Source organism: Brachybacterium sp. GPGPB12, from assembly GCF_038396325.1.
Lineage (GTDB): Bacteria > Actinomycetota > Actinomycetes > Actinomycetales > Dermabacteraceae > Brachybacterium > Brachybacterium conglomeratum.
In genome coordinates this window covers 973,502-990,712 of the sequence record NZ_CP149573.1, presented here as the reverse complement: position 1 = coordinate 990,712, position 17,211 = coordinate 973,502, and the positions used below count along the sequence as shown (strand labels likewise).

16 protein-coding genes, 1 tRNA gene and 5 pseudogenes are annotated in these 17,211 nt (G+C 71.3%); 4 read left to right on the top strand and 18 right to left on the bottom strand.

Annotated elements, in window-relative coordinates; genetic code table 11:
• Nucleotides 1–122: 122 nt before the first annotated feature.
• The 11 genes and pseudogenes from WKH84_RS05550 to WKH84_RS05500 form a co-directional block, all read right to left on the bottom strand.
• Nucleotides 123–1,373 (bottom strand): annotated as a pseudogene (locus WKH84_RS05550) (IS256 family transposase).
• A gap of 544 nt (nucleotides 1,374–1,917) precedes the next feature.
• Complete coding sequence (locus tag WKH84_RS05545; protein ID WP_341855935.1) at nucleotides 1,918–2,718, bottom strand: aldo/keto reductase; 801 nt, start codon at nucleotides 2,716–2,718, stop codon at nucleotides 1,918–1,920.
• Between the two features lie 557 nt (nucleotides 2,719–3,275).
• Nucleotides 3,276–3,461 (bottom strand): annotated as a pseudogene (locus WKH84_RS05540) (DJ-1/PfpI family protein); the annotation flags it as partial.
• A 592-nt stretch (nucleotides 3,462–4,053) separates the two neighbouring features.
• Entirely contained in the window at nucleotides 4,054–4,485 is a 432-nt protein-coding gene (locus WKH84_RS05535; RefSeq protein WP_341855934.1) for a hypothetical protein, read from the bottom strand.
• A 44-nt stretch (nucleotides 4,486–4,529) separates the two neighbouring features.
• Nucleotides 4,530–4,602, bottom strand: a tRNA-Lys gene (locus WKH84_RS05530).
• A 128-nt stretch (nucleotides 4,603–4,730) separates the two neighbouring features.
• The gene (locus WKH84_RS05525) at nucleotides 4,731–5,357 is read right to left on the bottom strand and encodes an ATP-binding cassette domain-containing protein (RefSeq protein WP_341856782.1); all 627 of its coding nucleotides are present in this window, start codon (nucleotides 5,355–5,357) and stop codon (nucleotides 4,731–4,733) included.
• Between the two features lie 286 nt (nucleotides 5,358–5,643).
• The gene (locus WKH84_RS05520; protein WP_341855933.1) at nucleotides 5,644–5,769 is read right to left on the bottom strand and encodes a hypothetical protein; all 126 of its coding nucleotides are present in this window, start codon (nucleotides 5,767–5,769) and stop codon (nucleotides 5,644–5,646) included.
• A complete protein-coding gene (locus tag WKH84_RS05515) occupies nucleotides 5,763–6,686 on the bottom strand; it encodes a TetR/AcrR family transcriptional regulator (RefSeq protein ID WP_341855932.1) in 924 nt (307 codons plus the stop codon). Before WKH84_RS05515 ends, WKH84_RS05520 begins: the two co-directional genes overlap by 7 nt.
• Nucleotides 6,687–6,735: 49 nt before the next feature.
• The gene (locus WKH84_RS05510; protein WP_341855931.1) at nucleotides 6,736–7,155 is read right to left on the bottom strand and encodes an ANTAR domain-containing protein; all 420 of its coding nucleotides are present in this window, start codon (nucleotides 7,153–7,155) and stop codon (nucleotides 6,736–6,738) included.
• 204 nt (nucleotides 7,156–7,359) lie between these two features.
• Nucleotides 7,360–7,509, bottom strand: coding sequence for a hypothetical protein (locus tag WKH84_RS05505; RefSeq protein WP_341855930.1), 150 nt, complete (start codon nucleotides 7,507–7,509; stop codon nucleotides 7,360–7,362).
• 46 nt (nucleotides 7,510–7,555) lie between these two features.
• On the bottom strand, nucleotides 7,556–7,795 hold the full coding sequence (locus WKH84_RS05500) for a hypothetical protein (protein ID WP_341855929.1): 240 nt from the start codon (nucleotides 7,793–7,795) through the stop codon (nucleotides 7,556–7,558).
• 554 nt (nucleotides 7,796–8,349) lie between these two features.
• Here WKH84_RS05500 and WKH84_RS05495 point away from each other — a divergent pair.
• Together WKH84_RS05495 and WKH84_RS05490 are read left to right on the top strand one after the other, a co-directional pair.
• Nucleotides 8,350–9,554, top strand: a pseudogene (locus WKH84_RS05495) (alcohol dehydrogenase catalytic domain-containing protein).
• A 52-nt stretch (nucleotides 9,555–9,606) separates the two neighbouring features.
• A pseudogene (locus tag WKH84_RS05490) lies at nucleotides 9,607–10,502 on the top strand (SDR family oxidoreductase).
• Nucleotides 10,503–10,586: 84 nt separating this feature from the next.
• Here WKH84_RS05490 and WKH84_RS05485 read toward each other — a convergent pair.
• From WKH84_RS05485 to WKH84_RS05475, 3 genes and pseudogenes are all read right to left on the bottom strand, one after another.
• Nucleotides 10,587–10,913 (bottom strand): metal-sensitive transcriptional regulator, encoded by a 327-nt coding sequence (locus WKH84_RS05485; RefSeq protein ID WP_341856781.1) that lies wholly within the window; start codon nucleotides 10,911–10,913, stop codon nucleotides 10,587–10,589.
• Nucleotides 10,914–11,013: 100 nt separating this feature from the next.
• Nucleotides 11,014–13,343 (bottom strand): annotated as a pseudogene (locus WKH84_RS05480) (heavy metal translocating P-type ATPase).
• Entirely contained in the window at nucleotides 13,343–13,558 is a 216-nt protein-coding gene (locus WKH84_RS05475) for a heavy-metal-associated domain-containing protein (protein ID WP_341855928.1), read from the bottom strand. The pseudogene WKH84_RS05480 and the gene WKH84_RS05475 overlap by 1 nt, the downstream one beginning before the upstream one ends.
• Nucleotides 13,559–13,700: 142 nt before the next feature.
• Between WKH84_RS05475 and WKH84_RS05470 the strand changes: the two genes are divergently transcribed.
• Entirely contained in the window at nucleotides 13,701–14,543 is an 843-nt protein-coding gene (locus WKH84_RS05470; protein ID WP_341855927.1) for a maleylpyruvate isomerase family mycothiol-dependent enzyme, read from the top strand.
• A gap of 2 nt (nucleotides 14,544–14,545) precedes the next feature.
• Here WKH84_RS05470 and WKH84_RS05465 read toward each other — a convergent pair whose 3' ends face one another.
• Entirely contained in the window at nucleotides 14,546–15,139 is a 594-nt protein-coding gene (locus WKH84_RS05465; RefSeq protein WP_341855926.1) for a hypothetical protein, read from the bottom strand.
• On the opposite strand from WKH84_RS05465, the gene WKH84_RS05460 reads away from it, so the two are divergent.
• On the top strand, nucleotides 15,120–15,374 hold the full coding sequence (locus WKH84_RS05460) for a hypothetical protein (protein WP_341855925.1): 255 nt from the start codon (nucleotides 15,120–15,122) through the stop codon (nucleotides 15,372–15,374). The genes WKH84_RS05465 and WKH84_RS05460 overlap by 20 nt on opposite strands.
• On the opposite strand, the gene WKH84_RS05455 is transcribed toward WKH84_RS05460, so the two are convergent.
• The 3 genes from WKH84_RS05455 to WKH84_RS05445 are packed head-to-tail and all read right to left on the bottom strand — an operon-like array spanning nucleotide 15,369 to nucleotide 17,138.
• The gene (locus WKH84_RS05455) at nucleotides 15,369–16,160 is read right to left on the bottom strand and encodes an NAD(P)-dependent oxidoreductase (protein WP_341855924.1); all 792 of its coding nucleotides are present in this window, start codon (nucleotides 16,158–16,160) and stop codon (nucleotides 15,369–15,371) included. The genes WKH84_RS05460 and WKH84_RS05455 overlap by 6 nt on opposite strands.
• A 28-nt stretch (nucleotides 16,161–16,188) precedes the next feature.
• Entirely contained in the window at nucleotides 16,189–16,461 is a 273-nt protein-coding gene (locus tag WKH84_RS05450; RefSeq protein WP_341855923.1) for a LysR substrate-binding domain-containing protein, read from the bottom strand.
• The gene (locus WKH84_RS05445) at nucleotides 16,446–17,138 is read right to left on the bottom strand and encodes a LysR family transcriptional regulator (RefSeq protein WP_341855922.1); all 693 of its coding nucleotides are present in this window, start codon (nucleotides 17,136–17,138) and stop codon (nucleotides 16,446–16,448) included. The genes WKH84_RS05450 and WKH84_RS05445 overlap by 16 nt, the downstream gene beginning before the upstream one ends.
• Nucleotides 17,139–17,211: the final 73 nt, after the last annotated feature.

The following is a 17,211-nucleotide window of genomic DNA, read 5'->3' as shown; positions in this document are numbered from 1 at the left end:
TGTTGTGCCCACCGCGTGAAGGCCATCGTCCGGAGGCAGGTCGATCACGTCGCAGAGAGCCGACAGAACGGAGAGTTGGTCAAGTCCCCGGAAGTGGTGTAGCGATCCTTCGGCGATAGGGATCAGGCTGTCAGCGCGGGAAGTGCATCGGTGCTCACCTCGTTCACGGGATTGGTGGTGAGGGTGAGGCGGCAACGGGCCAGGACGTCGAGGCCGAGGTAGCGGCGTCCTTCGGCCCATTCATCGGTCTGCTCGGCCAGGACCGCGCCGACGAGGCGGACGATCGCCTCGCGGGAGGGGAAGATGCCCACCGAGTCGGTGCGGCGGCGGATCTCGCGGTTCAGACGCTCGGTGGGGTTGTTCGACCAGATCTGGACCCACACATCCTTCGGAAACGCGGTGAACGCGAGGACGTCTGCGCGGGCGGCATCGAGGTGCTCGGCCACGGCCGGGAGCTTCTCACCGACGTAGTCCAGCAGACGCTCGAACTGCGCATTCACGGCCGCGGCGTCGGGCTGGTCATAGACGCTGTGCAAAGATCGCTTTCACGGCTGGCCACATGCCCTTGGGGCAGATGCTCATCAGATTCGCGGCGTAGTGGGTGCGGCGGCCAGCTGCCAGGACGCTCCGGGCAGGTGAGCGGCGATCGCCTCGACCAGCCCCGCATGCGCGTCGGAGGTGACCAGGCGGACTCCGCCCAGGCCGCGGGCGACCAGGTCGGCGAAGAAGCTGTTCCAGGCCGCGCCGGTCTCGCTGGTCGCGACCCGGATGCCGAGGACTTCGCGGTGGCCGTCGCCGTTGACGCCGGTGGCGAGCAGGACGACGGCATTGATGACTCGTCCGCCCTCGCGGACCTTCATCGTCAGTGCGTCGGCGGAGACGAACGTGAACGGCCCGGCCTCGTCCAGGGGGCGGTGGCGGAACTGCTCGACGTGCTCGTCCAGATCGGCCGCCATGCGGCTGACCTGGGACTTCGAGAGGCTGTTGATGCCGAGGGTCTTGACGAGTTTGTCCATTCGGCGGGTGGAGACGCCGGCGAGGTAGCAGTCCGCGACCACGGTGATCAGGGCGGATTCGGCGCGTTTGCGGCGCTCGAGCGACCACTCGGGGAAGTAGGTGCCGGTGCGGAGCTTGGGGACGGCGACGTCGATCGTGCCGACGCGGGTGTCGAGGTCGCGGTGGCGGTAGCCGTTGCGCTGAGCGACCCGCTCGGGGCTGGGTCGACCGTATTCCGCGCCGGCGACCGCGTCAGCGTCCGCGGACAGCGGCTCGTTGATGATCCTTTGCAGCATCGTGCGCATCAGATCCGGGGAGGCTTCGGCCAGGGCTTCACCGAGCAGGCCGTGAGGGTCGACAATATGAGGAGCGGTCATCGTGATGACTCCGTTCGAGGATTCTGTGGAAGGTTGACTCGAAGGATCACACGGTGGCCGCGTCCTCGTCAGAGACGATCACGGGGCCACCGCGCTACACCACTATGCGGGACTCAACTGGAGAGTTCGACGATGCCGCAGAAACGCCGCCCCTTCGACGCCACATGGTCGCCCTTCGGAATGATCATCGGCTTCGCGCTGTCCATCGGCATCCTCGTCGCCCCTCACCGGCAGTGTGCTGATCACCGCCGGAGCAGGCCTCCTGCTCGGTGCCGCCCTCGGCATCGTGCTTGGCCTTCGGCCCTGACGTCGCCCGATCTCCGGCTCACAGGGTTGCACGTCCCGGCCGCTGAGGGACGGCCGACCAGATCAGCGGCGAATGAACCTTTGTCCCGCGCGTCGGCCTCGCTGTCCGGCTCAGAGTTCTCTGACATCCGCGAAATCATCCCCTTTCAAGCCCGGCAACTCCCACCCTCACCGACGGTGCTGCCGCGCTCTCCGGAGCGCTGCGCCCGGACCGACCGGCCGCGCCCCTTGGTCAGGGTCACAGCATTTCTAGTGGTCGCGGTCCGCTCGGGGGCGGGAACGCACGGTCCAGAGCATCCAGGTCTTCGCGGGTCAGCTCCACGTCCAGTGCTGTGGCGTTGTCTCGCACGTCTTTGGGTCGCTCGCCTTGGGGATCGTGCAGAGCGAGTCGCGGCGCGAAGACCCAGGCGATGGCCGCCGCCGCGGCGCTGACGCTGTGACGGGCCGCGACGTCGTTCAGCGTCGTGTCGTGAAGGATGCGGCCCTGCTCGATCGGCGAGTACGCCATGACCGGCGACTGGTGGTCGGCGCACCACGGCAGGAGGTCGTACTCCGGTCCTCGCCGCGACAGGTTGTACAGCACCTGATCCGTGGCCAGCCCGCTGCTGCCCGGCACGTCCTGCAGGTCGGCGAGGGCCCGGTGGTCGAAGTTGCTGACGCCCCAGTAACGGATTTTCCCGTCCTCGACGAGCTGTTGGAAAGCCGCGACGGTGTCCTCCAGCGGGTACCTGCCCTGCCAGTGCAGCAGGTAGAGGTCGATCCGATCGGTGCCCAGGCGTTTCAGGTCGCGTTCGCAGGCCGCGATCGTGCCGGAACGGGAGGCGTGGGACGGAAGGACCTTGCTGACCACGAATGCCTCGTCGCGGCGACCCGCCAATGCTTCACCGACCACCTCCTCCGCGCCGCCGTCGGCGTACATCTCGGCGGTGTCGACCAGCGTCATGCCCAGCTCGAGGCCGGCGTGCGGCGCGGCGACCTCGTCGCCGCGGCGGCCGGGGTCCTCACCCCAGCCCCAGGTGCCCTGGCCCAGCACAGGCATGGACTCCCCGCTCGGCGGCGTTATCCGTCGCATCCGCGATCACTTCCTTCTGGTTGTCCTGAGGTGGGACGTGGGCTGAGATCCTCGAAGGGCCGGCGCGTCCGCGACCGGTGCTGGCTGTCGACCGGACCTGCTGGCGCGGATCGTGGCCGCTGACTCGGGCCCGCGGCCGCACGCGGGCCGGTCGGCTCTGGCACCCGCGCCCGGGCGGCGAGCTCGGTGCCCTTTCCGCCGGGGGCCGGCCGGACCTGGAGGTCGACGAGGTCGCCCAATCCCGCCAACGGACCGGGCAGCTGCCCGTTCGGCATGACCTCTTCCTGGTCGCGGTTGAGCGTGACGCTGTGCCAGCGCCCCGTGGACTCCTCGCCGGCGAATTCGGGCGTCGATTGAACAGCGCGGCGGGCCACGACCCCGCCGGCGGGCGCGCCGGCCAGGACCACAATGACCATTGCTCGTCTCATGTGCTACCTGCCTCCAGGAGGGTTGCGGGTACCGAGGTGCCGGGTGTCGAGCCGCTAGTCAGCCCCTCTCCTTCGCCATGTGGCGTACCCGGTTGCTCACGAGCAGTTTCCGGCGTCGGTGGACTGGACAGTACTCCCACGGCGGAACAGAGGGAAGAGATCATCGGGTGAGCGGCTGGTGGCCAGGTTCCCGTCTCGTGCCGCCTCTTGGTCCACCACGTTCGTGCCGGTGTTGCGCAGGTCGGTGCGGATGCTGGGGAATGAGGTCAGGGCCCAGCCGGTCACGAGACGTCATGGCCCTGCCCGGGCCGCCCGACCACCCCGCCTTACGCCCCCGCTCGCCAGTACTGGCCGCGGCCCCGCGCGATGCTCGGCGGGCCGCAGACCTCGTTCCTGCTGCCCGCGCCAACCGAACCCGGCGGCTACCTGCGCGTCATGGCTCTGGGCATGCCTCAAGACGCTCCCCGCCACCTGAGCCTGGTCGTCGTGCTCTCACCCTGCGAGGACCTGCACGGGCTAGCCCACCGCGAGCTCGAGGTTCTTGGCCTGCTGATCGCCTGTCGAGAGGTATCGAACATTCATAGGACACGCGGCGAACTCTTCGCCGAACCGGATGATCCGCGGGGTCTGCGAAGAATAGTCCTCGCCCGCTGGCGGGTGCCGTCGTCGCCGGTCAGTGCATCGGGGACAGCTCCAGGTCGATGCGCACCTCGACCAGCTTGTAACCGGGCCGGGTCGAACGCCGCCGCCATCGGGGTATTGACCGCATCTGTGGTCGCGGTAATTCGTCGAGCTCCATCCCCGATATGGAATCGGGTGATGTACTCAAGGATCTCGTCTACGTAACCGTGGCCGCGCCGCTGTGGTAGCACGGCTAGGTACCCCACGTTTCGGTTGGTCGGGGTGGCGGGGGGATAGCCAGCCCGACGATCTCGCCATCGTGAGTCTGTGCGACGCGCCACCACGAACGTTCTCCTGGGCAGGAGAGGTAGTAAGCGACCTCGTCACGGGCCAGGTCCGCGGCGGTGGTCTGCTCCAAATCGCGTGCCGTCATCACGTCCGGTGATCCCGCCGCGGCATCAGCGAACAGCCTCGTGAACACCTCGTGGCTGCAGTGCGAGCGCTTGCGGCTGGACGCGGCGTGCGCGCCGTCGACCTCGCGCCCATCATCGGGATCGGCAAGACCCGCTTCTTCGCCAAGCTCAAGGGGGAGGCGATGTGGAAGGCCAGCGAGGTTGAGGCGGTCGCGGACTACTTCGATGTGTCCGTGGGCGACCTCTTCGATGGCCTCGGACTGTTCCGGCACACGAAGAAGCCCCACCGGATGACCGGTGGGGCTTCTTCCTCGGGTGCGCCATCAGGGACTCGAACCCCGGACCCGCTGATTAAGAGTCAGTGCTCTAACCAACTGAGCTAATGGCGCCGACAGACAGGAACTTTACCCCCGCGACGCCCGCTGTCCAACTCGAGAGGCCGTGCTGTGAGCGAGGGAACAGCGAGGGGCGTCGACGAGGGCCAGCGAGCAGGGGCATGGGGCCGGCGACGCTACGCTCAGGTGAAGCGCTGCACTGCCACGGGATGCGCGGCGACGAGCTCGCGGATCTCCTCGTCCTCGGGATCGGCGAGCACCTCGGCCAGCGGGCCGCGGGCAAGGATCCGGCCCCGGCCGAGCACCGCGATCTCGGGGCACAGCCGCCGCAGCGGCTCGATGTCGTGGGAGGCGATGAGCGCGCCGATGCCGAGGCGGTCGATGGTCGCGCCGAGGGAGCGGACGAGGCGGGCGCGGGTATTGGGGTCCACGGCGGTCAGCGGCTCGTCCAGGACGAGCGGCTCGGGCCTGGTCGACAGCGCGGTCGCGAGGGCGACGCGCTGGATCTCGCCGCCGGAGAGGGTGCGCATGGTGCGCGGGAGGAAATGCTCCTCGAGCCCGACGCTCTCGAGCATCTCGGCGGGAGAGACGGAGTGGGTGCGGCCGCCCTTGCGGGCCTCCTTCGCGGCGAGCTGGAGGCGGGAGCCGACGGTCTCGCGCGGATCGGTGATCGTCATCGCGTACTGGGACACGAAGCGGACGGCGGCGCGGAAGCGGCGCTTGTCCTTGCCGCGCGACCGCGAGACGTCCCGGCTCTCCCACTGGACACGGCCGGAGCTGGGGCGGTGCTCCCCGGCGAGGGTGGCCAGCGGCGTGGTCTTGCCCGCGCCGGAGGCCCCCAGCAGGCCCAGCGGTCCCTGCCCGGCGCGCGCTCGAGGTCGACACCTTCGAGCACGACCTCGCCGGGGTAGCCGGCGTGCAGGGCGGTGGCGGTGAGGGCGGAGGGTGCAGGCATCGGTGACTTTCTCGCGGAGTGAGCGGCCTCGGTCACTCTAACCAGCCCGGCTGGACCGCGCCGGGGAACACCCTCGGAGTGGACCACCCGGGGCGGGCGACCACGCGGCTCCCGACGAGGCCCGACGCGGCCCCACGGAGTCAGCCCACGACGTCCTTCGAGAGGAACGAGCGCATCATCCGGGCGAGCTCCTGGACGGGACCGTCGTCATGGGTCGGACCCTGCATCGCCCGCACCGTCTTCTCGCGGACGGCCAGGTTCAGCACGAGTCCGAGCAAGCGCCCTGCCGGCGAAGCCGGGATCGAGGCCCCGGCGCAAGCATCCCCTGCTCGCCGTAGGCGGTGAAGCACTGCTCGAAGATGTTCTCGTGCACGCGTCGCGGCCGCGCCATGCGGAAGCGTCCCGGGTGATCGCCGCTGACCGCTTCGGCGGCGAGCGTGGCCAGCGACCGCACGTGCAGGGCCCCCGGGTGCCAGGTTGCCGCGAGCTCCTGCATGAGCGCCTCCGGCTCGGCGCTCAGCCGCTCGACCTCCTCGAGGGTCCGCTGCGTGCGGTCCTCGAGGGAGTCGATGACCGTGTGGAGCAGGCTGTCCTTCGAGGGGAAGTGGTGCATGAGCCCCGGATGGGAGATCCCGATGTGGCCGGCGATGTCGCGCAGGCTCGCCCCGTGATAGCCGTGCTCGGCGAACATCTCGGTGGCCCCGGCGAGGATCTCCTCCCGCCTGCTGCGCGGTGCGATGCCCCGACGGGCGCGCTCTTTGAGGATCGTCGGGCTCGCCGCGGCGGACGGGAGCCGTCGGGGATCGTCGGATCCAGCGGTCGCCGAGGCATCGGTCCGCCGGTGGAGCTGCAGCGTCGGCGAGTCCGAGCCGTCGGCCCTCGGGGCGGCGGAGCTGAGCGGGCACGACGGGAGCGTCTCAGGTGCCTTGATGCTCAGGGGCACCGCCTGCTCGGGATCGGCGAGGTCGATCGCCTGACGCAGGGGGAGGAGCCCATCGACGTCGATGTCTTGCATGTCCAGGAGGTTCAGGGTGAGGCGCGGAGCGGGTTCGAGACCGCGGGCCTGGGCCACGACGGAGAGCACGGAGTCGTAGGTCCTGGCGGTGAGGCATCCGGCGATGGAGAGGACGACCTCGTGGAGGTCCAGATCGACATGGACCGTCACGGAGAGGGAGTGGGGCATGAGAGGAGGCCGTTTCGTGCACGCTGGCGGAGAGGCCTCCTGCTAGACCTCACCCGGAGCCTAGCCCACCCGGGGACGAACCGCTCCTACGTCTCGAACGACGTCGTCGGGGGTGCGGAGCTGACGGAGGCGATGAGATCCGTCGCCAGGTCGCGCATGACTTGACGTTGCGGTGGTTCGAGGCCGTCTTGAGGATCTCGACGGCCTCCTCCTGGCCGCACCGGTTGCGGCCCATGAGGATCCCCACCGCGAGGTCGATCTCCGTGCGGGACTCCATCGCCGCGCGCAGGTCCCGGGCCGCATCGGAGTGCAGGGCCTGCCGAACCGCGAGCCGCAGCGCGCTCGAGGCCTGCTCGACGTGGAGCACGATCGTCTCGATCGTGGCCGGGTCGAAGTCGTGGGGCGTGGCCGAGTACACGTTCAGGCCGGCCTTCGCCTCGTCGCCGAGGTGGAAGGGGAGGCCGAGCACGGCTCTGACCCCTTGCTCGAGCGCCGGCGGCGGCGTAGGCGGGCCAGCGGTCGTCGTCGCGCAGGTCGCCCGCCCGGATCACGGCGTTCTCTCGGATCGCGGTCATGCACGGCCCGTCGGTGAAGCTGTTCTGCGGCTCGTCGAGCGCGAGGGCCTGAGGGCTCGAGGAGGCCGCGGTGGCGGCCTTGCGATCCCTCAGCAGGCTCACCGCGCACCAGCGCTCGGGACCGCCCAGCGAGAGCGCCGTGCGAGCAGATCGGTGAAGTCCTGGAGGAAACCCTGGATGTCGTTGCTCTCGAGCAGGAGCGTCTGCATCGTGCTCAGGGAGAGGTCGTCGTCGGCGTGATCGAGCATGGCTCCTCCTTCCGGAGGGTGCGGCGGGCCGCCGCGGGTGGGTGGGTCAGCGGGCGCCGAGACGCCGTGCCAGCAGGTCCTCGGCGAGCTCCGCACCCTTCGTGCTGTCGCTCTGCGCCTTGCCGAAAAGGTCGGCGAGCTCGGTGTCGCCGGTCTCCTCCGCGTCGGCGCGGTAGGTCTCCAGTCGCAGGGCGTTGGAGGGGCACTGCTCCGCGAACCAGATCGGGTCGCAGTTCTTGTCCTTCGTCCCGGTGATCCGTCCACCGCCGTCGGCATGGTGCATCATCGTCCCTCTCTCCGGTCGTCCGTCGATCGGTCGTGCGGCACAGTCGTCAGGACGGCACCTGCGTGTCCCATCCCATGCCCCGTCGCCATGACGGTCAACCGGCCACGGCGCCCTTGCAGGCCGGAGGCGTGGACCGATCGGACGGCCCGGCGCGGACCGCGCTGAGTAGGGTCGAGGTCATCGAGTCGCGCCCTGGGACAGGACAGCGGTGCGGAGACGAGCGGTGCGCGGCGACGCGCACGGAGTGCACGAGGAGAGGGAGGCGCGGGTATGACCAGTCCCCGACGGCCCACGGCGCTGCTGCTCGTCGCGGCGGCGACGGCCCCCTGGCCGGTCGCCAGGGCGGCTTCCCCGCGGATACTCAGGACACCCTCGACCGGATCGCCGCGGCCGCGACCGGATCGACGAGCCCGACTCGAAGGTGCACGACGTCGTCATCGCCCCCGTTCCCGAGCCGCCGCCTGCGCAGTCCTTTCGGTCGACACTGCGGACGGGGACCGACGGCGCCCCTAGCGTGGAACCACACCCCGAGATCACCACCGGAAGGCGGGACCATGAGAGCAGTGACCTGGCAGGGCACCGAGCACGTGAGCGTCGAGACCGTGCCCGACCCGATCCTCCAGCGACCCACCGACGCGATCGTCCGCATCACCTCGACCGCGATCTGCGGCTCCGACCTCCACCTGTACTCGGTCCTCGGACCGTTCATGACACCCGGCGACGTGATCGGGCACGAGCCGATGGGGATCGTCGAGGAGGTCGGCTCCGAGGTGACCGGGGTGCGCCCCGGGGACCGGGTCGTCGTCCCCTTCACGATCTCCTGCGGGCACTGCGCCATGTGCGGGCAGGGGCTCCCCTCCCAGTGCGAGACCACCCAGGTGACCGAGCGCGGCATGGGAGCCGCGCCGCTGGGCTACTCGAAGCTCTACGGCCAGGTCCCCGGTGGTCAGGCCGAGCACCTCCGGGTGCCGCACGCCGACTACGGTCTGATGAAGGTCGGCACTGAGTCGCCCGACGACAACTACCTCTTCCTCAGCGACATCCTCCCCACCGCGTGGCAGGCCGTGCAGTACGCCGGTGTCCCGGCGCACCGCACCCTCGCGGTGATCGGCCTGGGACCTGTCGGCCAGCTGTCGGCCCGGATCGGGCGCCACCTGGGGGCGCGCGTGTTCGGCATCGATCCCGTCCCCGAGCGCCGGGCCATGGCCGAGCGTCACGGCATCGAGGTGCTGGACCTGAACGAGGACGCCGTGGGCGAGATCCGCGAGCGCACCCAGGGGCGCGGGCCTGACGCCGTCGTCGACGCCGTGGGCATGGAGGCCGAGGGCAGTCCGGTCGCCGGTCTCGCCCAGACGCTCGCCGGCAAGCTTCCCGACGCGGTCGCGCGACCGCTCATGGAGCGCGCCGGGGTGGACCGGCTCGCCGCCCTGCACACCGCCATCGACCTCGTGCGCCGCGGAGGGACCGTCTCCCTCTCGGGGGTCTACGGCGGCGCGGCCAGCCCCATGCCGCCGCTGACGATGTTCGACAAGCGGCTCCAGCCGCGCATGGGCCAGTGCAACGTGCGGGTCTGGACCGACGCGCTGCGCCGCTGGTCGAGGACCCCGCGGATCCCCTGGGCGTCGGCGACCTGGTCACCCACCGGCTTCCTCTGGAGGAGGCGGCCGTGGGCTACGACCTCTTCCAGCGCAAGCACGACGGTCGCATCAAGGTCGTCCTCGACCCGACGATCGCCTCCGCCCCGACGACGACCCCCTGAACCGCTCCCGGCGCACCGCCGCGGAAACTGTCAGCTATACCGAGGAGAACCCATGGCCGACCAGCTCACCTTCACCAATCCCGTCACGCGCTTCCCCGACATCTCCCCGCCGAAGCAGGACCAGCCCGAGCCCGGACTGGATGCCGAGCTGATCCCCGGCACCGACCGCGGCGAGAAGTCCTATCGCGGCACCGGCCGCCTCGAGGGCCGTCGCGCGCTGATCACCGGCGCCGACTCGGGCATCGGCGCTGCGGTTGCGATCGCCTTCGCCCGGGAGGGGGCCGACGTCGCCCTGAACTACCTCCCCCAGGAGGAGGAGGACGCCCAGCACATCGCAGGCGTCATCCGGGAGGCAGGGCGCAACGTCGTGCTGCGCTGCCCGGCGATCTCACCGATGCGGACTTCTGCCGCCGGCTCGTCGAGGACGCGGTGGAAGGGCTCGGCGGTCTCGACGCCCTCGTGAACAATGCGGGCCGGCAGATCGCGGTCGAGTCCCTCGAGGAGATCGACGACCAGCAGTGGGAGGACACGTATGCGGTCAACATCCACGCGATGTTCCGCATCACCAAGGCGGCGCTGAAGCACCTCCCCGCCGGCTCCACGATCGTGAACACGACCTCGGTCCAGGCCTACGAGCCCTCGCCCACGCTCGTGGACTACGCCTCCACCAAGGCGGCGATCAACAACTTCACCAAGGGGCTCGCCCAGCGGCTCGCCCCGCGCGGCATCCGCGTCAACGCGGTCGCGCCGGGCCCGATCTGGACACCGCTCCAGGTCTCCGACGGACAGCCCAAGGAGGCGGCGCCGGAGTTCGGCAAGAGCACGCCGCTGGGCCGCGCCGGCCAGCCCACCGAGCTCGCGCCCGCCTACGTCTTCCTCACCTCCTCCGAGTCCAGCTACGTGCTCGGGGAGACCCTCGCCGTGACGGGAGGGAGCCCGACCCCGTGAGAGGCCTGGTTCGGGACCGACCTCGCCCTGAGGCTCCGGAACCTGGGCGTGGACCGGGTGCTGATCGCCGGCGTCGCCGTCCTGTCAGGAGCGCACGAGCCGGGCGATCGCGGCAGAGGCCTCCTTGAGCTTCTCCTCGCCCTCGGGGCCGCCGGAGCGGGCCGCGTCCAGGACGCAGTGCCGCATGTGGTCGTCCAGAAGGCCCATCGCCACGCCGTCCAGGGCGCTCTTCAGCGCGGAGATCTGCGTGAGGATGTCGATGCAGTACTTCTCCTCGTCGACCATCCGGTGCAGGCCCCGGGCCTGGCCCTCGATCCGCTTCAGGCGCGCGAGATAGCGGGACTTGTCGGAGATGTAGCCATGATGGTGCTCGTGGCCCTCGGCGGCACCGGCCTCCGCGGCGTCCGTCAGGGGGCCTCCGCCTCGGCGGTGCCGTCGGCGGCGGCCGTGGGATCGATGGTGGTCATGGGGTCCTCCTGGGGCGGGCGGTCGGGGAGAGCGGAGCGGGCGGTCAGGCCGCGACCTTCTGACGGTTCTCGGTCGCGGCGGAGGCCGACGCCTGCGGGGTCTCCAGTGCACGGTCGCGGAAGGACCGCAGGCGCAGGCTGTTGCCGACCACGAACACGCTGGAGAACGCCATCGCGGCTCCGGCGAGCATCGGGTTCAGCAGGCCCAGCGCCGCCAGCGGGATGGCCGCGACGTTGTACGCGAAGGCCCAGAACAGGTTGCCCTTGATGGTGGAGAGGGTACGACGGGACAGGCGGATCGCGTCGGCGGCGGAGCGCAGGTCGCCGCGCACCAGGGTGATGTCCCCGGCCTCGATCGCGACGTCGGTCCCGGTGCCCATCGCGAGGCCGAGGTCGGCCTGGGCGAGCGCCGGGGCGTCGTTCACGCCGTCGCCGACCATCGCGACGATCCTCCCCTGCTCCTGGAGGCGGGTGACCTCGGCGATCTTGTCCTCGGGCATGACCTCGGCGATGACCTCGTCGATCCCGACCTCGGCCGCGATGTGCTCGGCGACGGCGCGGTTGTCGCCGGTGAGCGAGACGGGGGTGAGCCCGAGGCCCTTCAGCTGGGTGATGGCCTCGGCACTGGTGGGCTTGACGGTGTCGGCGACGACGAGCACGCCGCGCGCCTCGCCGCCCCAGACCACGACCACGGCGGTCTCGCCGCGGGCCTCCGCGGAGGCCTTCGCGGCGGCGAGCTCGGCGGGCATCGCGGCGCCGTCCAGCAGGATCTCCCGGCCGACGAGGACCTCGACGCCCTCGACCGTGCCGCGCACACCGCGACCGGCGAGGTTCTCGAAGTCGGTCACCTCGGGCAGGGAGCCGTCGGCCCCCGTCGCGATCTGCGCGGCCGCGCCCTGCGCGATGGCACGGGCGATCGGGTGCTCGGAGGCGTCCTCGACGGCGCCCGCGCGGCGCAGCGGCTCGTCGAGATCGGTGCCGGGGGCGGCGACCGCCTCGGTGAGGGTCATCCTCCCGGTGGTGACCGTGCCGGTCTTGTCCAGCGGCACGGTGTCGACGCGGCGGGTGGACTCGAGCACCTCGGGCCCCTTGAGCAGGATGCCCATCTGGGCGCCGCGGCCGGTGCCGACCAGCAGGGCGGTGGGGGTGGCGAGGCCGAGCGCGCAGGGGCAGGCGATGATCAGCACGGCGACGGCCGCGGTGAAGGCGGCCTCGGCGCCGTTCCCGGTCAGCGACCAGGCGGCGAGGACGACGAGTGCGATGACGAAGACGATCGGCACGAAGATGGCCGAGACCCTGTCGGCGAGGCGCTGGATCTCGGCCTTGCCGGACTGGGCGTCCTCCACCATCTGCGCCATGCGGGCGAGCTGGGTGTCGGCACCGACGCGGGTCGCGCGGACCACGAGCCGGCCGCCGGCGTTGACGGTCGCGCCGGTGACGGCGTCGCCCTCGCCCACCTCGACAGGCACGGATTCGCCGGTGAGCATCGAGGCGTCCACGGCGGAGTCGCCCTGCTCGACGACGCCGTCGGTGGCGATCTTCTCGCCGGGCCGGACCACGAAGAGGTCGCCCTCGGCGAGCTCGCCGACGGGCACGCGCACCTCGGCGCCGCCCTTCAGCACGGCGACGTCCTTCGCGCCCATGTCCAGCAGGGCGCGCGCGCGGCGCCGGCCTGGCGCTTCGAGCGCTTCTCGAGATAGCGGCCCAGCAGGATGAACATGGTCACCCCCGCCGCGACCTCTAGGTAGATGTTCGCCGCGCCGTCGGTCCGGCCGATCGTCAGCGAGAACTCATGGGTCATCCCCGGCATCCCCGCAGTGCCGAGGAACAGTGCGTACAGCGACCAGAGATAGGCGGCGGTCACGCCGACGGAGATCAGCGTGTCCATGGTCGTGGCGCCGTGGCGGAGGTTGATCGCGGCGGCGCGGTGGAAGGGCCAGGCCGCCCACACCACGACGGGGGAGGCGAGCGTCAGGACGAGCCACTGCCAGTTCGTGAACTGCGGCGCCGGCACCATCGACAGCACGATCACCGGGATCGTGAGGAGCGCGGCGCCGATCAGGCGCCGGCGCAGGGAGCGCGACTCGGGATCCTCCGACTTCTCCTCGTCCTCGGACTCGGCGCGCTCCGTCGGCGGGGCGGGGAGGGCGGCGGTGTAGCCAGCCTGCTCGACCGTGGTCACGAGCCGCTGGGGGTCGTAGCCCTCCGGCGCCATGACCCGTGCCTTCTCGGTCGCGTAGTTCACGGACGCGCTGATGCCGTCGAGCTTGTTGAGCTTGCGCTCGATGCGGTTCGCGCACGATGCGCAGGTCATGCCGCCGATCTCGAGCTCGATGCCGGCGTCGAGCGGTCGCGGGGCCTTACTGGTGCTCATCAGGCGCGGACGGCGGAGTAGCCGGCCTCCTCGACGGCGGCGAGCACGGCGGCCTCGTCCACCGGCGCGTCGGAGCCGACGCGGAGCAGGCCGGTCTCATGGCTGACCTCGACGCCGGTGACGCCGGGGACCTCGCCGACCTCCTCGCGGACGGACATCTCGCAGTGGCCGCAGGTCATGCCGGAGACCTGGAAGTCGATCGTGGTCGCGCTCATGGAACTCTCCTCGTACTGATCCGGGTCTACCCTCGAGGGGTATCGAACTACCTCCATTCATACCCTCAAGGGGTATGTGCGTTCAAGGTCCCGGCGGGGAGACGGGGTGTCGTTCGTCACCCCGGAATGCTTCGATGGGGCCATGAACATCGATTCCGTCGCCCACATCCGCGAGGAGACCGAGCGGTCCGTCGCCGCCCTCACCTCCGTCGACCCCGAGCAGAACGTTCCCACCTGCCCCGGCTGGACCGCCGACGACCTGCTGTGGCACCTCGCCGAGGTCCACGAGTTCTGGGCCGCGATCCTCGAGTCCGGCGCGACCACCGAGGAGCAGGTCATGGCGATCGAGGAGGGCAAGGACGCGCGGCCCGCCGAGCGCGACGCCCTCCTCGCCCGCCGCGCGAGCGCGACCGAGGCGCCGCTGTCCCAGCTCTCCGCCCGCGCCGACGACGAACCCGCCTGGTTCTGGTACCCCGCCGTCCAGGGCGTGGGGATCACCCGCCGCATGCAGACCCACGAGGCGACGATCCATCGCGTCGACGCCGAGCTCACCGCCGGCCGCCCCGTCACCCCGATTCCGCGGCAGGTCGCGGCCGACGGACTCGCCCATGTGCTCGAGGTGATGTGGCCCGCCGGCTTCGAGTGGATCCCCGACTGGGCCGAGACGCGCCCCGTCGCCGTCGTCGAGATCGCCCCCGAGGGCGGCACCGCACGGATGCTGGAGATCAGCCGCTGGAGCGGGACCCGGCCCCGTGACGGGAAGGAGTTCGACGCCCCCGTCGGCCGCCTCCTGCCCGAGGGGCAGGCTCCCGGCGACCTGCCGCGGGCCCGCGCCGCCGGCACCGCGCAGGCGCTGGACCTGTGGGCCTGGGGGCGCGAGCAGGCCCTCGCGCACCTGGAGGGCGAGGAGCGGCGCGTGGCCGTCCAGGGCGACTCCGCCGGCATCGCCCAGCTCGCCTCGCTCCTCGCCGAGGGCCACGACTGACCTCACCCTAGGGAGCGCTGCGGGGGCCCGGCCGGGACCTCCTGCCTGCGCGCCCGGGCCTCCGCCAGGTGCACGAGCGCCGCGAACAGGAGGAAGGCGACCAGCACCACCCCGGTCGTCGCGAGCACCTGCGGCCAGGACGAGGCGGTCGGGTCGAGGAAGGCGTAGGGGTACCAGCCGGTCACGCCCCGCGCGCCCAGGTCGCGACGAGATACACGATCGGATACACCAGCCATGCCAGGACCCGCCGGGCCGACGGGGTGCGGCGCCGCGGGGTCAGGAGCCAGTCCAGCGGCGCCGCGACCGGGGCGAGACGGTGGAGCACGATCCCCGTCCAGCCGATGTCCCAGCGCAGCGCTCTCGTCCAGCGGCGCGACCAGCGGCGCGTAGATGGTCCCGGTCATCACGAGGTAGAACGCGGCCGCGCCGCGCAGGTCGTCCCACCACGGCGGTCGCCGTCGCCGGGACAGCGCGGTCCCGGCCAGCAAGAGGACGGCGAAGGCGAGGTTGGACTGGTTCGTGAAGAAGGAGAGGTGCTGAGCGAGGGAGCCGTCCCGGATCGCGGTGTGGGTGCTGGTGAGCAGGGCCGCCAGCACGAGGAGCGCGACGGCGACCCGTGTGCCGTGGGCCGCGCGGACGGCGGTCGCCGAGCGGCCCGACGGCGTCGACGGCGGCATCGCCGATGACGACATCGCCGATGGCTCCGTCGCCGAGGACTCCGACGCGGATGATTCCGATGTCGACGGCATCGCCGTGTGTGCGGCCGACCCGGCCTGCGGGGGAGAGGGACGAGGGGCGGGGAGGAGCGCGGCTCCTGGGCGCCGCTCATGAACCGCGCGGCCAGGAGTCCCGCACCGGGGCGCCTCCCTCGACGACGTTCTCCCGCGCGCCGGGCAGGGAGGTCCACGCGTCTCGGGGACGGTAGCCGAGCTCGAGATGGGTGTTCGTCATCGACCAGCGGCGGTCGGGGTTGTCGGAGATGGCGTAGTAGAGCCCGAAGCGGACCTCCGCCTCGATCGCGCACCGCACCACCTCGGTGCAGTCCCTGGGGCTGAGCCACATGGCGCGCAGGATCTCCTCCTCCGCCTCGAGCGGGTCCTCGCTGAACCAGCCGATGCGCAGACAGACCACGTCCAGGCCGTGCTCGTCGTGGTAGAAACGGCCGAGGGTCTCGCCGAAGACCTTCGAGACCCCGTACAGGGAGTCCGCCCGCGGCGGCTGGTCGGGGTAGACCGGCCACAGCTCGTGGCGGTCGTACATCCCGAAGGCATGGTTCGACGAGGCCAGCACCACGCGCCGCACGCCGGCCCGGTGCGCCGCCTCGAGCACGTTGCGCACGCCGACGATGTTGGCCTCGAGCACCGCCTCCCAGCTCGACTCCGGCGAGGAGGCGCCGGCCATGTGCACGACGGTGTCGACGCCGTCCATGAGCGCCGTCACCTCCTCGAGGTCCCCGAGGTCGGCGAGGCGCAGGCGCCTCCCCGGCGGTGCCTCGTCCGGGTCACGCCCGTGGAGGACGAGCTCGTAGTCATCCGGCAGTGTGCGGGCCAGGTGGGAGCCGATCCCTCCGGTCGCTCCGGTGATCAGGACGCGTCGTCGATCGGTGTTCCTCGTCATGCCCCCAGTATGGACCGGGTGTCCCCGGTCACGCGGGCGCGAGGCGAGGATGCTCCGCCGTCCGAGCCGCCTGCAGCAGTGCCTCCGCCACCTGCCCCGTCGCGGAGTTCTGCTCGGCGCCGGGGCGCCGCACGAGCAACATCGTCGTGGTGCGCGGGTGCTCCGGCTCCTCGAGCCGCACGAGCGATCCCGAGGAGAGGTCCGCCGCGCACAGCGAGCGCGGCGACACCGAGTAGCCGGCCCCTGCCCGCACCGCGGCGATCACTGCGTGCAGGGACGGCACCGTCAGCGCCGGGCCCACCGCCGGATGCTTGCTTGCCGTAGTGGGTGCGCCAGTACCGGCGCACCACGGGCATGTCGTCGGCCGTGGAGACCAGCGGGACCGCCTCGAGCGCCGCGCAGACCGGCACGCCCTCCCCTCGCGCCTGGACGCGTCCGGCCCAGGCCGGGGCGGCGACCAGCAGATGCTCCTCCTCCGCGAGCTTCGTGACCGAGAGTGCCCGGCCGCGCGGCCGCTGGGCGGTGATCAGCAGGTCGTGCCGGCCCTCCCGCAGCCTGCTCGAGCGGCTCCTCGTCCTCCCCGGTCGCCACGTGCACGCGCACCCCGCCCGCCACCAGCGGTGCGAGCGCGGGCGCGACGTGCGAGCACAGCGACTCCGGGGCCCCGCCAGGTGCACCGGGGCGGTGCGCCCGTCGAGCTCGCAATTCCCGCCCGCGACCACGTCGAGATCGTCCAGCGGCCCGGAGATCCGCTCGGCGAGCTCCCGGGCGAAAGCTGTGGGCTCCACCCCGCGCGGCAGGCGCTGGAAGAGCTGGCGCCCCAGCCGCTCCTCGAGGCTCGCGAATCTGTGCCGTGACAGTGGGCTGGGTGAGCCCGAGCGCGGGGGCCGCCGCGGTGAAGGAGCCCGCCCGATGCACGGTGAGGAAGGTGCGCAGCAGGTTGAGGTCCTGGACGGGGGCGAGAGTGGAGGTCGTCACAGCGCCGAGGATAGCCGCGCCGATGACCTCACGACATAGGAGGAGGGATACCTCCCATAGGTCCCGCTATTGG